This window comes from Leucobacter sp. OH1287 (assembly GCF_003859945.1).
In the GTDB taxonomy this organism is placed as follows: domain Bacteria; phylum Actinomycetota; class Actinomycetes; order Actinomycetales; family Microbacteriaceae; genus Canibacter.
Map to the genome: position 1 here is coordinate 21,159 of NZ_RQYM01000004.1, position 14,944 is coordinate 36,102.

The 14,944-nt window shown below is 57.0% G+C and carries 11 protein-coding genes and 1 tRNA gene; 1 reads left to right on the top strand and 11 read right to left on the bottom strand.

All coding sequences use genetic code 11. The features are described from left to right. From sdhA to sdhC, 3 genes are read right to left on the bottom strand one after another with little or no spacing between them, the layout of a single operon-like run. Positions 1–1,809, bottom strand: coding sequence for a succinate dehydrogenase flavoprotein subunit (gene sdhA / locus EII30_RS03120; protein ID WP_124885882.1), 1,809 nt, complete (start codon positions 1,807–1,809; stop codon positions 1–3). 50 nt (positions 1,810–1,859) lie between these two features. Further along, positions 1,860–2,297, bottom strand: coding sequence for a succinate dehydrogenase, hydrophobic membrane anchor protein (gene sdhD, locus EII30_RS03125; protein WP_124885883.1), 438 nt, complete (start codon positions 2,295–2,297; stop codon positions 1,860–1,862). Positions 2,298–2,314: 17 nt separating this feature from the next. Beyond that, complete coding sequence (gene sdhC, locus EII30_RS03130) at positions 2,315–2,740, bottom strand: succinate dehydrogenase, cytochrome b556 subunit (RefSeq protein WP_370266921.1); 426 nt, start codon at positions 2,738–2,740, stop codon at positions 2,315–2,317. A gap of 175 nt (positions 2,741–2,915) precedes the next feature. Between sdhC and EII30_RS03135 the strand changes: the two genes are divergently transcribed. Beyond that, entirely contained in the window at positions 2,916–4,022 is a 1,107-nt protein-coding gene (locus EII30_RS03135) for a mannose-1-phosphate guanylyltransferase (RefSeq protein WP_124885884.1), read from the top strand. A 14-nt stretch (positions 4,023–4,036) separates the two neighbouring features. Here EII30_RS03135 and ccsB read toward each other — a convergent pair whose 3' ends face one another. The 8 genes from ccsB to secA form a co-directional block, all read right to left on the bottom strand. Beyond that, entirely contained in the window at positions 4,037–4,927 is an 891-nt protein-coding gene (ccsB, locus tag EII30_RS03140) for a c-type cytochrome biogenesis protein CcsB (protein WP_233569257.1), read from the bottom strand. A 51-nt stretch (positions 4,928–4,978) separates the two neighbouring features. Next, complete coding sequence (locus EII30_RS03145) at positions 4,979–6,427, bottom strand: MFS transporter (protein ID WP_124885885.1); 1,449 nt, start codon at positions 6,425–6,427, stop codon at positions 4,979–4,981. Between the two features lie 9 nt (positions 6,428–6,436). After that, positions 6,437–7,804, bottom strand: a complete 1,368-nt coding sequence (locus tag EII30_RS03150) for a M20/M25/M40 family metallo-hydrolase (RefSeq protein WP_124885886.1) — start codon at positions 7,802–7,804, stop codon at positions 6,437–6,439. 9 nt (positions 7,805–7,813) lie between these two features. Then, entirely contained in the window at positions 7,814–8,464 is a 651-nt protein-coding gene (locus tag EII30_RS03155; protein WP_124885887.1) for an ABC transporter ATP-binding protein, read from the bottom strand. A gap of 20 nt (positions 8,465–8,484) precedes the next feature. After that, positions 8,485–10,218, bottom strand: a complete 1,734-nt coding sequence (locus EII30_RS03160) for a hypothetical protein (RefSeq protein ID WP_124885888.1) — start codon at positions 10,216–10,218, stop codon at positions 8,485–8,487. Between the two features lie 635 nt (positions 10,219–10,853). Continuing rightward, a tRNA-Thr gene (locus tag EII30_RS03165) sits at positions 10,854–10,929 on the bottom strand. Between the two features lie 156 nt (positions 10,930–11,085). Further along, positions 11,086–12,027 (bottom strand): thioredoxin domain-containing protein, encoded by a 942-nt coding sequence (locus EII30_RS03170; protein WP_124885889.1) that lies wholly within the window; start codon positions 12,025–12,027, stop codon positions 11,086–11,088. Between the two features lie 27 nt (positions 12,028–12,054). Further along, complete coding sequence (gene secA, locus EII30_RS03175; RefSeq protein ID WP_124885890.1) at positions 12,055–14,799, bottom strand: preprotein translocase subunit SecA; 2,745 nt, start codon at positions 14,797–14,799, stop codon at positions 12,055–12,057. Between the last annotated feature and the right edge of the window lie 145 nt (positions 14,800–14,944).

Genomic DNA, 14,944 nt, shown 5'->3' on the forward strand with positions numbered 1-14,944 from the left:
TTAGTACTTCCTCTCCTGCGGTTCGTAGCGAGTCTGTCGTACTGGTTTCCAGTCTAAGCGGATATGATCTTCCGGGTTTGGCGAGTGCGGATCGCCGCTGAGATACGCCATAGTGTGCTTCATGTAGTTGGCATCGTCACGCTTCGGATAGTCGTCACGCATGTGCCCACCGCGGCTCTCTTTGCGGTTGCGTGCTGTGTAAGCAAGCACCTCAGCAAGATCGAGCAGGAAGCCCAGCTCAATCCCCTCCAACAGGTCGGTGTTAAACCGCTTGCCGTGATCCTGCACAGCAATATGCTGGTAACGAATCCTAAGATCGTGGATAACGCCCAATACCTCGGTTAGTGACTCCTCAGTGCGGAACACCTGAGCACCGCGGTCCATCGCCTCCTGCAACTCCTTACGAATCCCAGCAACAGATTCGGTTCCCTTTGAATTGCGGAGATTCTCGATCATCTCCCGCACACGTTTAGCTGGGTCGTTGGGCAGCGGCACAAAATCGGCGGTTTTTGCGTAATCAGCTGCGTTATTGCCGGCGCGCTTACCAAACACGTTAATGTCGAGCAGCGAATTAGTGCCGAGGCGGTTAGAGCCGTGCACAGAAACACAGGCACACTCACCTGCCGCGTAGAGACCCGGCACAACAGTGTCGTTGTCTTGTAACACCTCAGCGTCGTTATTGGTTGGGATACCGCCCATCGCATAGTGGGCTGTTGGGTACACAGGCACAGGCTCAACCACTGGATCCACACCGAGGTAGGTGCGAGCAAACTCGGTAATGTCTGGTAGTTTAGTCTCTAGCACTTCAGCGCCGAGGTGGGTGCAGTCTAGGTAGACATAGTCCTTGTGCGGACCAGCGCCACGGCCGTCAAGCACCTCTTGCACCATTGACCTGGCCACGATGTCACGCGGCGCAAGGTCTTTAATGGTTGGCGCGTAACGCTCCATAAAGCGCTCGCCCGAGTCGTTACGCAGGATCGCACCCTCGCCACGGGCACCCTCTGTTAACAGGATCCCGAGACCGGCGAGGCCGGTTGGGTGGAACTGGTAGAACTCCATGTCTTCAAGCGGCAAACCGTTACGCCAGATGATTCCAACACCGTCACCGGTGAGGGTGTGAGCGTTTGAGGTGGTTTTGAAAATCTTGCCGAAGCCACCGGTTGCAAACACAAAGGATTTCGCCTGGAAGACGTGCAGTTCACCGGTCGCCAGCTCGTAGGCAATAACCGCAGAAACGCGCTTCTGACCGTTTGGCTCTTCAACCATCGCCAGATCGAGCGCGTAGTACTCGTTGAAGAACTCGACATTGTGCTTAACACAGTTTTGGTAGAGGGTCTGCAGAATCATGTGGCCGGTGCGGTCAGCCGCGTAGCAGGCGCGGCGTACCGGTGCCTTGCCGTGATCGCGAGTGTGACCGCCGAAACGGCGCTGATCGATCTTACCCTCCGGGGTGCGGTTGAACGGCAGACCCATATTCTCCAGGTCGATAACCGCTTCAATCGCTTCCTTTGCAAGGATCTCGGCGGAGTCTTGGTCAACCAGGTAGTCGCCACCCTTAACCGTGTCATAGGTGTGCCACTCCCAGCCGTCTTCTTCAACGTTAGCGAGCGCCGCAGCCATACCGCCCTGCGCTGCGCCAGTGTGTGAGCGTGTCGGGTAGAGTTTGGTGATAACAGCGGTTCGTGCCTTTGGCGCTGCCTCAATCGCAGCGCGCATACCAGCTCCGCCGGCACCAATAATCACAACGTCATACCGGTGATAGGTGACACCGTCTTTTTTTGTCACTTCGTATGCTGTGTCGTTAGTCAAGGTTGATCCTCATTTAGCTGATTGCGAGCAAAAATTGTTTAGTGTCCCTGTTAAAGGCTCTGGCAGAAACTTGCCACCATTTCAGGGTCGGCTCCCGCTGGGCAAGGGTCAAATGTCCACACAACCAGGGTGCCGAGCAGGATCAACAGCGCCGCAGCGATAAAGATTGCCGCTTTCAGTGCCTTAGCCAGACCCGGTTTTGCCACGTAGTCGTTAACGATTGTGCGCATTCCGTTTGAACCGTGAATCAGTGCCAGCCACAGCATCAGGGTGTCCCACACCTGCCAGAACGGATTTGCCAGTTTGCCACCAACAAAGCCAAAGTCGATACCGTGGATACCGTCGCCGAGCATCAGATTGGTAAACAGGTGACCAAAGATGAGCACCACCAGCAGAACGCCGGAGATACGCATGTAGATCCAGCCCCATTTTTCCCAGTTGGTGGTTTTTTTGTTTTTAATGAAGGGATTAGTTGTTGTCGTAGTCATAGCTGCTTAGTTCCCTCCTAGTGCCCAAACACGTTCATTAGGTGACGCGGAGTAAATCCGGCCATCAGAATAACCCAAAGCACAATCACAATCCAGAACATAACCCGCTGGTATTTTGCGCCCTTGCTCCAGTAGTCAACCAGAATCACACGCAGACCGTTGAGCGCGTGGAACACCAGCGCACCAACCAGTCCAACCTCACCAATACCCATAATCGGGTTTTTATAGGTGCCAATCACTGCATTGTATGCCTCGGGGCTGACACGAATCAGCGCCGTGTCAAGCACGTGAACGAGCAAGAAGAAATACAGCGCCACACCGGTGATACGGTGGATAACCCACGACCACATTCCTTCGCTGCCGCGATAGAGTGTGCCGCCGGGCAGCTTTTTCTTTTGTGCAGGCTTTGCAGATGCTTTAACCTGTGCCGTTTCGGTTGACACTAGCCCTCCTAGTTAGCTGAAAAAATGCTCCACGTTCCATTATTGCACTTTTCAGAGCGAGCAAAAGTTTATAAGATTTACCCTTCATCTGATGAACACCCGGTCGCCTTCCCGATTCGCGCTGATTAACGGCTAAAAACCGCGACACGAGGTTGGCTACGGTAGGCTATAGTGCATGAGTCTGCATGAAAATTTCTGGTGTGTTATCCCGGCGGGCGGTGTCGGATCCCGCCTCTGGCCGCTGTCTCGCGCTGAGGCTCCTAAGTTTCTGCTCGACCTCACCGACTCCGGTGAGTCACTGCTGAAAACCACCTGGAACAGGCTGCTACCCCTTGCCTCCCCCGACAGAATTATGGTCGTCACCGGTATGAGCCACCGGGACTCCGTGTGTGAACAGCTTCCCGATCTGCTGCGCGACAATCTCGCACTCGAACCCTCCCCCAAAGACTCCTCAGCAGCCATCGGGCTCGCCGCAGCGTTAATCCTACGTCGTGACCCCGATGCCATAATCGGCTCTTTTGCAGCGGATCATGTCATCCGCGGCTCAGTGTTGTTTGAGCGTGCAATCCGCACAGCGGTGCAGGCGGCAGAGAGCGGCTCAATCGTCACTGTCGGGATCCGCCCCACACACCCGGCAACCGGTTTTGGCTATATTAAGGCTGGCGAGCCGCGCACTGACATCGCAACCTTTGACGTCTATAACGTCCGCAAGTTTGTTGAGAAACCGAGCCGCGCAACCGCGAGTAAGTACCTGTCGCGCGGTGATTCACTGTGGAACGCGGGCATGTTTATTAGCCGCGCCGATGTGCTGCTCGCGCAGATGGCGGAGTCGGAGCCGGAGCTGGTTGCGGGGATTAACAAAATCGCTGACGCCTGGGGCACCCCGGAGCTCGCGCGGGTGCGTGAGCAGGTGTGGCCGACTTTGAAGAAGATCGCGATCGACTACAGTGTTGCCGAGCCGGCAGCGCGCGCGGGCAAGATGCTCTGCGTTGCCGCGCACTTCGAGTGGGATGACGTCGGTGATTTCGCGAGCGTCGCCAACCTGCTAACCCGCGGTCGCGCCAAGGATCTCGCGGTGCTCGGCTCGCAGGCGAGGGTGCTCAGCGAGTCGTCCAGTGGGATCGTGGTGGCGCAGCAGGACCGTCTCGTGACCGTCGTTGGAATGCAGGATATTGTTGTGGTCGACACTCCGGACGCGCTGCTCGTCACCAACAAGGCGCACGCCCAGGACGTGAAACAGCTGGTTAACCGGCTGCGCGACTCCGAAACCGAGGTGCTCTAGCCCGCCTACTTTGCCTAGTCCAGGCCGGAGTAGGCGTGCAGTCCCTTAAAGTAGGTGTTCACGATCGTAAAGTTGAAGATCACCGCGGTGTAGGCAATAATTGACAGCCACGCTGAGCGGATCCCCCGCCACCCGCGAGTCGCGCGCGCGTGAATAAAACCGGCGTAGAGGATCCAGATAATCAGCGTCCACACCTCTTTCACGTCCCAGCCCCAGTAGCGGCTCCAGGCGCGCTCTGCCCAGATAGAGCCGGCGATCAGCGTGAACGTCCAAAACACGAAACCGATAATCGCAACCCGGTATGACAGATCCTCTAGCTGTTCCGCGCTCGGCAGCGTTTTCAGGAACTTCAGCTTCGACGGTTTACCGGCGTTCAGCAGGTTACCGCGCCTGGTTTGCAACAGCTGCAGAATCGACAGACCAAACGACAGCGTTAGGAAGCCGACCGCGAGCACCGCAACAATAATGTGAATAATCAACCAGTAGGAGTCGAGCGCCGGCTGCAGCGGCACAATCTCCACATAGTAACCGACCTTGCTAACGCCCAAGAACAGCACAACCAGGCCGGTGATCAGGCTGCCGAGGTAGCGCAGGTCGACGATGAAGAACGACAGCAGGTAGATCACAATAACCGCGAGCGTTGCGGTTAAAGCAAACTCGTACATGTTTGCCCACGGCACACGCTCCGCGCCAATACCGCGCATAACCGTCGCGGCGCTGTGCAGGATCGCGCCGAGCACCGTCAGTGCGTAAGCAACCCGCGACCAGCGCCTCACCGGCTGCTGATCCGCGAAATCACCTGAGCGGGCAGCGAGATCCACAACATAGAAAATGAACGCGAGCGCGTAAACGATAATTGCCGAGTACAGGGAGAGTACTGAGAATTCTTCAAGCGATGCAGGCACAACTTAGATATTAGCGCCTGTTGCTGGAAAAATTAAAAAGCTCGCGAAGATTTAGAAAGCTCGCTTTGGCAGCACAAACATCAGCAGCAGGGCGGCGATGAACGCGGACGCCGAGCAGACAATCCAGACCGTGTAATAGCCGCTGATCGAGCCGGCGGTGCCGGTTGCACCGCTTAACAGCGCGATCCCGAACACGCAGGAGGCAACCGCGCCGCCGACGGTTTTCACTGAGTTGGTGAGGCCCGTAGCAACCCCGGTTTGGGTGGTGGGGGCGGCGGCCGCTGCGGCGGCGGGCAGAGCGGCGACGAGCATCCCGGATCCGCACCCGACAATCGCCATGTTGATAAGCACCTGCAAGTAATCGTGGTGGAATGGCACAAACAGCCCGTAGCCGAGCGCGACGGTCAGCGCTGCCCCGGCGAGCACCCGTTTACCGCCGAAATAAGCTCTGAGGCGCGGGTAGAGCAGCGCACCAATCGACATAACCAGCACATAAACACCGATCAGCAGCGAGGTTTTGAAGCCGGGTGCGCCGAGTCCGAAACCGTGCTCGGCGGGGTCGGTGCGGGCGAAGGTGGAGAGCGGCGCCTGCGCTCCCAGGACGCTCATGCCGAACAGCCCGGCGGTCAAAAATACCGGCCAGAGGGCGTTATTTCGGAACATGCTGACGTCGATAAGCGGATCCGGGTGCCGCCGCTCGATCCTCACGAACAGCGCGACAAAGCCGAGCGAGAGCGCGAGCGCGGACCACGCCCACGGGTTTGTCAGGCTCACCCGCAACAGGATTAGCGCCCCCGTAAACAGAACGAGCGCGGTCGCAATCACCGCCATGCCCGCGCTATCAAAGCCGGTCGCTGCCGGGTTTGCCGCCGTGTTCGCAGCCGGGTTTGCCGCCCGAGGCCGTGGTTTAACACCGATCAGCACAGCAATAACGCAGAGCACAGTCGCTGCCGCCGGAACCAGCAGCACCGTCAGCAGCGGCAGGCTGTCAATCAGTGCGCCGCCCGCGAGCGCCCCGGCAATCGCCCCGAGCTGCAGGCAGGCGACCAGCACACCGGCGGCTTTCGCGGTTGTGTGTTTACTGTCCGGGTGGTCGGCTGCGCGGATCCACACCAGCGCGATCTCGAGCGGCAGCCACACAACATAGACGCCCTGCAGCGCCCAAGCCGCCATAAACCACCACCAGCCGGGCGCGAACGCCAGCGCGAGGGTTGCCGCCGCGGTTAAAACCGCCGAGATTAACAGCATCCGCCGGTGTCCGACGCGGTCGCCGAGCTTCGCAAACAGTGGCACAACCAGCGCCGACAGCATCAGCTGCGCGCCCTCAAGCCAGTTCACGTCGGCGTCGTTAACCCCGAAGTTTCGCGCGATATCAGTGAGCAGCGGCGTGTAGTAGCCCTGAATAATGCCGCTGACGAACTCAACGAAAGCGAGAGCGCCAACAACCGCGAACAGGGATCCGCCCGCGGGGAGGGTTTTTAACCGGGAGGTTTTATTCACAGCTGCCCCCTACTGTCCTGTTTCGCTGGTGGGTGCGGCGCTCTCGGCCGGATCCGCCCCGGGAATCGCGCTAATAAACCGGCGCCAAAACTCGACGCCGCGCCCAAGCGCGCTAACCTCGATACGCTCGTCAACCGCGTGCACGGTGCTGCGCAGTTCTCCGGGCATCTCCAGCGGCGCGATCCGGTAGACGTGTTTGGCGAACCGGTGCCAGTGTCTGCTGTCGGTGTTTGCGAGCATCAGATACGGCACCGTCGCATGTCCCGGCCAAACGGCGGTTACGGCGCTGTCGACTAGTCGCCATTGCGCACAGTCGGTGCTCGCGATCCCGGTCGGTTCCTCACCGTCAAGCAGTGTCACCGTCACCTCGGGGTCGTTAATAATCCGCTCAATTTTGCGCGTCGTCGCCGCAACACTGCTGCCAGGCGCAATACGACAGTTGAGGGTTGCGGTGGCGTTTGCCGCGAGCACGTTTTGGGCGGATCCGCCAGCGACCATGGTTGGCGCAACGGTTGTGCGCACCATCGCAGCCGACTCCCCTCCCTGCCTCGCTAACAGCTGCGCGGTGAGGCGTGGCCTGCCCTTTAAGAAGCTCAGCAGCTTCGCCGTTTTACCGCCGGCTGCCCGCTGAAAAACAGCGATCATATCGCTGACTGCGCGGCTTGTGCGGGCTGGGAAGGGGCTCTGTTCAAGCCGCACAATCGCGCGGCTGAGCCTGCCGATTGCGCTGAGTTTCGGGGGTGCAGAGGCGTGACCGCCCGCCGCTGTTGCGGTGATTTCGTAGGTCGCGATGCCCTTCTCCGCGACACCAACCATCGCCGCTGGAATCTCCAACCCCGGCAGTGACCTGTCAAGGATCGCACCGCCCTCATCAACCACAAGCCAGGGAATCTCACCCCGGTTTTTAAAATCGGAGGCAACGGCCCTGCCTGATTTGCCGTGGATCTCCTCATCACCGCCGAGCGCGATCACGGTGTCACGCTCCGGCACAAAACCCTCAGCGAGCAGCTGTTCAACCGCTTCAAGCAGCACACAGAGGGCGCCCTTATCGTCGAGTGTTCCGCGGCCATAAAGCCAACCGCTGTCAATCACCCCGGCGAACGGCGGATGCGTCCACGCCTGCGGGGTTTCCGCCGGCACAACATCGTAGTGAGCCATCAAAACAACCGGCTGCGCTGTCGGATCCGCTCCCCGCCAGCGAAACACGAGCGCTGACTCGATCCGCTGCAACTCTAAATGCTCGTGCACGAGCGGAAACAGTTCCCGCAACACCTCCGGGAAATCTTGAAAAGCCTGGGCTGTTTCAGCGTTTGCCGCACTCGGCTCGGAAATGGTTTGCAGCTGCACCAGCCGCTGCAGCTTTGCCGCGATAGTCATACAAGTATTTTAGACGCTTGGCAGCGTCAAAACCGCGTCACAGGCTGCCGCAACTGTCGGATCGTGGGTGACAATCACAAGCGTTTTCCCGAACTCATGCTGCATCTGCAACATCTCGGTGAGCGACTTGGCAGCGAGTTTCGCGTCTAGCGCGCCGGTTGGTTCATCCGCCAAAATCAGCTCACCGGGTTTCAGCAGGCAGCGCGCGAGTGCAACCCGCTGCTGCTCACCGCCCGAGAGCGTCATAACCCGCTGATCTATCAGGTGCGAAAGCTCTAGCCGCTCCAGCATCTCGCCAGTCTGCGCTTCCTTCTGCTTCTTCGACCCTGCCGCATAACGCATCCCCAGCAGAATATTGTTGCGGACCGTCTCACTCGGCAAAAGCGCGAAACTCTGGAACAGGTAGTTGATGCTGTGGCGGCGCAGCATCATCGCGGCCCGCGAGTTAATCGGCGGCAGCGGCTTACCGGCCAGCTTAACGATTCCGCTGGTTGGCGAGTCAAGCAGTCCAATAATGTTTAGCAGCGTCGATTTACCACTGCCTGATTTACCAACAATCGCGGTGGCGGATCCGCTCGGCACCGCCAAATCAACCCCCTGCAGCACAGTCCGCTGCCCAAACTGTTTTGTTACCGCTTCAAGCGTCAGAATAGTATCCATTTTTACCCGTCTCGCTTTCACTACACTGTTTTCACCGCAAAGGCTATCTGCTCTCGGTGGCTCTGTGCGACCAAGATCGTAAGGATCGCAGGCTGCACCACCAGCATGACCGCGCTCACCAGCACCGCTACGTTTGACTGCGCGATCAAGCCGATCAAAACCCCCAGCAGGTTCACCGCGATAACCGCGGCGAAGGTGAATCTAAAGCTGTGCAGAGGGCTGTGCCCGAGCAACATTTTCACCGCCAATGACCTGCGATTAACCGCCGCATACAGTTTTGTTAGGGTTAACAACGCCAGGATTTCAAGCAGTAGCACCGCTGCGCTAACCCCTGCGAAGAGTTGCAAAAACTCCTGTATGTTTTTTTGCAAACCGGCGATGAAGTCACTAACAGGTCTAAACTCTGGCCGGTTGTCGTCCAGGTTGTACTTCGCCAGATACTCTGATGATCCGTATTTGGCTACAGCATCTGAGCTGAGTTTTATGTAACTGTTCTCTAACCCAATCGCAGACAAACTCTCAGATTCAAAGAAGCTCATGTTTTGTGGTGTGACAACCAAAATTACGGGGTCAGCGGTGGTGCTCTCGACTTCCAGGTCAGCACTCCAGGTAAACAAGGGTTCAGCTACCTGATAGCTCTCAAAACTGTGTCTGGGGTTTTGGGTGAACTCGGTCTGAATTACACTATCCTGTTGTGATAATTGTATAACGTCCTCAGCTACCCAGGCTTTCAGCGCAGCAGCGTCTGCTTCGCTGTAACTATCGGGTACCAGATAGACGCGCTCACCGGAATCTGCTCTGGAAAGCAGATCCTGGTTAAGATTTAACCCCACCGATTCAAGGTAGCTCGGAGATGCAGCAAAATACCACAGGGGTTTATTGGGAATGTTCTGATAGACACCGAGTTCACGCCAGTTTTCCAACTGTTCCTTATGATGGTATCTAGTGTTAACAACTGATACGCCCGCCTCAGCCGCGATTGTCCTGTACCAGGCATAGTAATCCGCCATAAGCTTTCCACCACCGCTGGTAAAACTAGCAGAGTCATCTCCGGCATCCTGTTTGTAGAGTATCTGATAGTCTGTGACCCGCTGCCACTGCTGGCTAACACTGCCCAGTCTGTCAATTTCTCGAATCGGCCCGTCCAAGAATATGCTCATTCCGATCACCCCCGCTGCACTAGCGCAGTAAGTAATCGCTAGCATAACAATCATGATCTTCTTCGATACCAGGTTGCGGATCGCGGTTACTGGGCGCACAAGTAAAAGCACAAGCGATGCAACAACAACCGTTGCGAGGGTAATCGCAACCGTAACCAGCGCTGGAGGCAGTGCCACTGTCGCCACGGTAGCCAAACCGTATCCCTGCATCGTAAAGAATGTAACAAGAAAACTAACTGGGTACACCAGCAGCATGCTCAGAAGCACCGATCTAAACAGGCTCACACAGTAATCGAATGCAGACCAACCTAATATTAGGTGCGTTCCGAGCTCTTGCAGCGATCTAAAGGCCTGTACCAACAGTAAAACCTGCAGAAGGCCTGATACCGCCACCAGCCCAATTAACGGTACTAAGAACGAGAAACTGCGGTCAACAGCAGAGCCTTGGAGAGCTGAGCCTACTTGAGCAGTTGTATCGCCAGTAATACTGTTAATCTGGGCGCTGAGCTCTGAGAGGGTTTGCTCGTCTACTCCAATAAACCGATAAGTGCCGCTAACTGTTTCGGATCTCTGCGTCAACTCTGCTAGCTGCATCACCGACAGTCTCTCAGCAAAGCTGAGATGTGGTACGTTCAGGAGGGTGTCGGCAGCGTTCTGATCCAACCCGAGTGTCTGTTCTGGCTCGGCTGCTAAGAGTTTAGCTATCGCCTCTGTTGAGACGACCTCTGTCCCCATGAAACGCAACACACTGGCATCGGTTAGGTCTGACTCGCTGCCAGCGAATACACCGATCCTGATTGCGCCTGCGCCCCGGTCAACCTGTGACAGTACAGTGTCAACGCGAAACACCGTTGCGTGGTTGGCAGCGGTATAAGAAGCTATCGCTGACAGCACACTGGCGTGCTGCACCTCGTCAACATTCGATACGGTGAGTTCGGCGGAGTTATTCGGGTATTCATCACTTGCTTTACCGAACTCTGCTGCCCGATAGAAGAGGGAGAGGGTGCCAGTACAGATGGCTAAAAACAGTACGAGTAGCACCCGCAGGGAAAGCATAAGCGAACGCACGATGTTCCTCCAATAGCCTAACCGGGTCGGCATCGCGATAGTTACTATTGTTCCTTCAAGACACTCACCGGTTTTGCCGAGACAGCGCAAGTTTTAACACATACTGTGCTCGTAGCTTAACGCATATCCGGGGGGAAGACAAGCAATTGTGAGAAGAAAATTGGAGCCGCCTATCGGACTCGAACCGATGACCTTCGCTTTACAAGAGCACTGCGCTACCAACTGCGCCAAGGCGGCATGTGCGTTTAAGCACGTTTAACAATCCTACCCTGTTTTAAGTTTCAGCGCAAAATAAAAAGCTCGGGGTTTGGCGCGTTTTACGCCCAACCCCGAGCTGTTTAACAATGCTGTCTGCTGAAGCAGATCTACCTAGCCGCTTGCTTAGCTATCTGCTTAACCGGCCTCGGTTGCGTCCGCGTCAATATCCTGCAGTGTCTTTAACAGGTATGACTCCAGGTCACCGTCGCGCGGCTGGTACCACTGCTTACCGTTAACGATCGCGGTCGGTGTTGAACGCAGGGTCTGCGGCTGTTTCGCGTCCTGCAGTTCACCGGTTTGGATGTTATCAATCAGCTGCGAACCCTTGGCAAGGCCGAGCACCTCGGTCTGCATTGCCTGTGTCACATTGCCGTCAATAAAGGAGACGAATTTGCCGTCGTTGACACACTTTTCAAGCTCTGCGTTCTTCTTAGCACCGCCCTTTACAGCGATCTCAAGCAGTTTCTCGTTGCTGTGCCCGGCAGCTCCCTCTTTCGGCTGATCCGCAAACAGTTCCTTGTGAACCTTAAACGCGTGCTCCGGCTGTGTTGACGCTACACACGCGAGCAGGTTGCCGGCGCGTGATGAGTATTTGGTGCCTGCCGACTGTGGATCCAGGAAGTTCAGCGGGTAAACCTCAAGGCTGATATCGCCCGATCCGGTGTACTGTTCAAGCATCGGACCGTAGGTTTCTTCAAAGCTGCCACAGGCCGGGCAGAGGTAGTCAACGTAGGTGACCACGTGCACAGGACGCTGGTTAACGTTGAACTCTGTTGCGATCCGCTTCTCGCCAGCCGCAAGCGCCGGTGTCTCCTTAACCTCCAGGTTTTCACCGAACACAACACCGCCTGACTGCATGTTCTTTGGGCCAGCGGTTGGCGCAGCCTCACGCACACCGTTTGCAATCACCAGCGCAACAATCGCGACAATCGCAACAAGCGCCGCCGCAACACCGCCCTGCAGCAGCAGACGGTTACGCTTCTCGCGCTTCCTCTCAGCCTCACGAGCCTGTCTAGCGAGCTCGCGAGCCTGCGCTCGGCGTTCGTTCTTAGTCAGCCGTTCCGGATTTTGGCTCATTTATTGTCCTTTCAAAACGGGCAGAGCCTAGATCTCTTGCCCAAAACTGCCACGCTTTTTATTCGCGTTAACGGTCTGTGTTTTTAACTGCTGTTTTTGCGCTTTTGCCTTCGCTGCAGACTGTTTAGCTGCTGGCTTGTTTGCCCGACCGGCCGCACCACCGCTGGTTTGCGCATCACCAGAATCATCCGGGGCGGTGTAGGTGAGATCCTGACGCTCAGCGCTGTCAGTCTGCTCTAGTCCGCTGCCCTCCAGCTGCACATGGTGCTCAGCGTCCTCTTTCACCTGCACCTGCAGGTTGTGGATCATGCCGATTGATTCCTCTTTGATCTGATCCATCATTGCCTGGAACAGGTCATAGCCCTCACGCTGGTATTCCACGAGCGGATCCCGCTGCGCCATCGCCCTCAGCCCGATTCCCTCTTTCAGATACTCCATCTCATAAAGGTGGTCACGCCAGTGCCGGTCGATTGTCGCCAGCACAACGCGGCGCTCCAGCTCACGCATCGCCTCCGAACCGAGTTCGTTCTCTCGCTGCTGGTAGGCGTGCTCGGCGTCGCTCAAAAGCTCCCGCTGCAAGAACACGGCGGCGTTCCGCTCCAGCTCACGGCCACCGGCCTCAACCAGTTCTTCGCTGGTAACACCAACCGGGTAGAGCTGCTTCAGTTCGGTAAGCAGCGCGTCAAAGTCGTAGGATCCGTCAGCACCGAGATGGCTCTGCACAATCGAGTGGATCGTGTCCTCACGGAACTGGTTGATCCGATCCTCAATATCGTCGCCGTCGAGGATGTGCTCACGGTCGCTGTAGATTGCGTGACGCTGACGGTTAAGCACATCGTCATACTTCAGCACGTTCTTACGGATCTCGGCGTTGCGTGCCTCAACCTGTGACTGCGCCGACTGGATCGCACGGCTCACCAGTTTGCTCTCAATCACGGTATCATCGGGGATGTCGTTGCGGTTCATCAACATCTGCGCCGCCCCGGCATTCAGCCGCAGCAGATTATCGGTGAGTGACAGGTAGAAACGGCTCTCACCCGGGTCACCCTGACGGCCGGCACGACCGCGCAGCTGGTTGTCGATACGGCGGGATTCGTGACGCTCGGTTCCCAGCACGTAAAGGCCACCGGCGTCCTGCACCTTCTTTGCCTCTTTCGCAACCGCCGCCTTCACGGCCTCAAACACCTCTGGCCAGGCTGCCTCGTACTCTTCCGGGTTCTCTTCGGTGGAAAGCCCTCTCGCGCTCATCTCTTGCACAGCCAAAAACTCTGCGTTACCGCCGAGCATAATGTCGGTTCCACGACCAGCCATGTTGGTTGCCACGGTAACCGCACCGAAACGACCCGCCTGCGCAACAATCGCTGCCTCACGCGCGTGATTCTTAGCGTTCAAAATCTCGTGGCGGATCCCCAGTTTCGCGAGCTTCTTCGACAGGTATTCGCTCTTCTCAACACTGGTTGTGCCAACCAGCACAGGCTGACCGGTTTTGTTGCGCTCGGCAATGTCTTTCACAACCGCGTCAAACTTCACCTGCTCGTTCTTGTAGACGAAGTCTGGTTGATCCAGGCGGATCATCTCTTTGTTGGTTGGGATCGGCACAACACCGAGCTTGTAGGTGCCCATAAACTCGGCCGCCTCGGTTTCAGCGGTACCGGTCATGCCCGAGAGTTTCTCGTACATCCTGAAGTAGTTCTGCAGGGTGACGGTTGCAAGCATCTGGTTTTCTGCTTTCACCTGCACACCCTCTTTTGCCTCAATCGCCTGGTGCATACCCTCGTTGTAGCGGCGACCCGGCAGGATACGACCGGTGTGCTCGTCAACGATCATCACCTCGCCGTCAAGCACAACATAGTCTTTATCGCGGCTGAACAGCGCACGCGCTTTAATCGCGTTGTTGAGGAACGAGATCAGCGGGGTGTTAACAGACTCGTAAAGGTTTTCAATCCCCAGGTAGTCCTCAACCTTGGCGATGCCCTCCTCCAGCACACCGACGGTGCGCTTCTTCTCGTCAACCTCGTAGTCGACTCCCGGGGTGAGGGTTTTTGCAACCCTCGCAAACTCGGTAAACCAGCGGTTTGCCTCACCCGAGGATGGACCGGAGATAATTAGCGGGGTTCTCGCCTCGTCGATGAGGATCGAGTCAACCTCGTCAATAATCGCGAAGGCGTGACCGCGCTGCACTCGCGCATCCGCGGTGGTTGCCATGTTGTCGCGCAGATAGTCGAAACCAAACTCGTTGTTGGTGCCGTAGGTGATGTCTGCCTCGTACTGGGCGCGGCGCACCTCCGGTGACTGGTTGGCGACAATACAGCCGGTTGTCATGCCGAGGGCACGGAAAACACGACCCATCAGATCACTCTGGTACTGCGCCAGGAAGTCGTTAACGGTAACAATGTGCACACCTTTGCCGGTGAGCGCGTTCAGGTATGCCGGCATTGTCGCAACCAGGGTTTTACCCTCACCGGTCTTCATTTCAGAGATGTTACCGAGGTGCAGGTTTGCGCCACCCATAATCTGTACCGGGTAGGGGCACAGACCGATTGTGCGCTTTGCCGCCTCCCTCACCGCCGCAAACGCCTCCGGCAGTAGATCGTCGAGGGTTTCACCCGCGGCGAGGCGCTCTCTAAACTCGGCTGTCTCGCCGCGCAGTTCCTCGTCGCTGAGCTCCTCAAAGTTGCTCTCCAGGTTTTCGACCTGCTTTGCTATGCGCTGCAGCTTCTTCAGCGTCCGCCCCTCGCCAACGCGAAGTACTTTTTCGAGAACAGTTGCCACTGTTAAACTCCTGATTTCTTAGTCTTTCTGGGTCACCGGTTGCAAATAGACCCACATCAGTTCAGTCTATCAATCCTCAGCATTAACCGCGCTGTGAGAATCCTAGTTGCCCGCCAAAAAGGATCCGGCACCGCACAGACTGTGC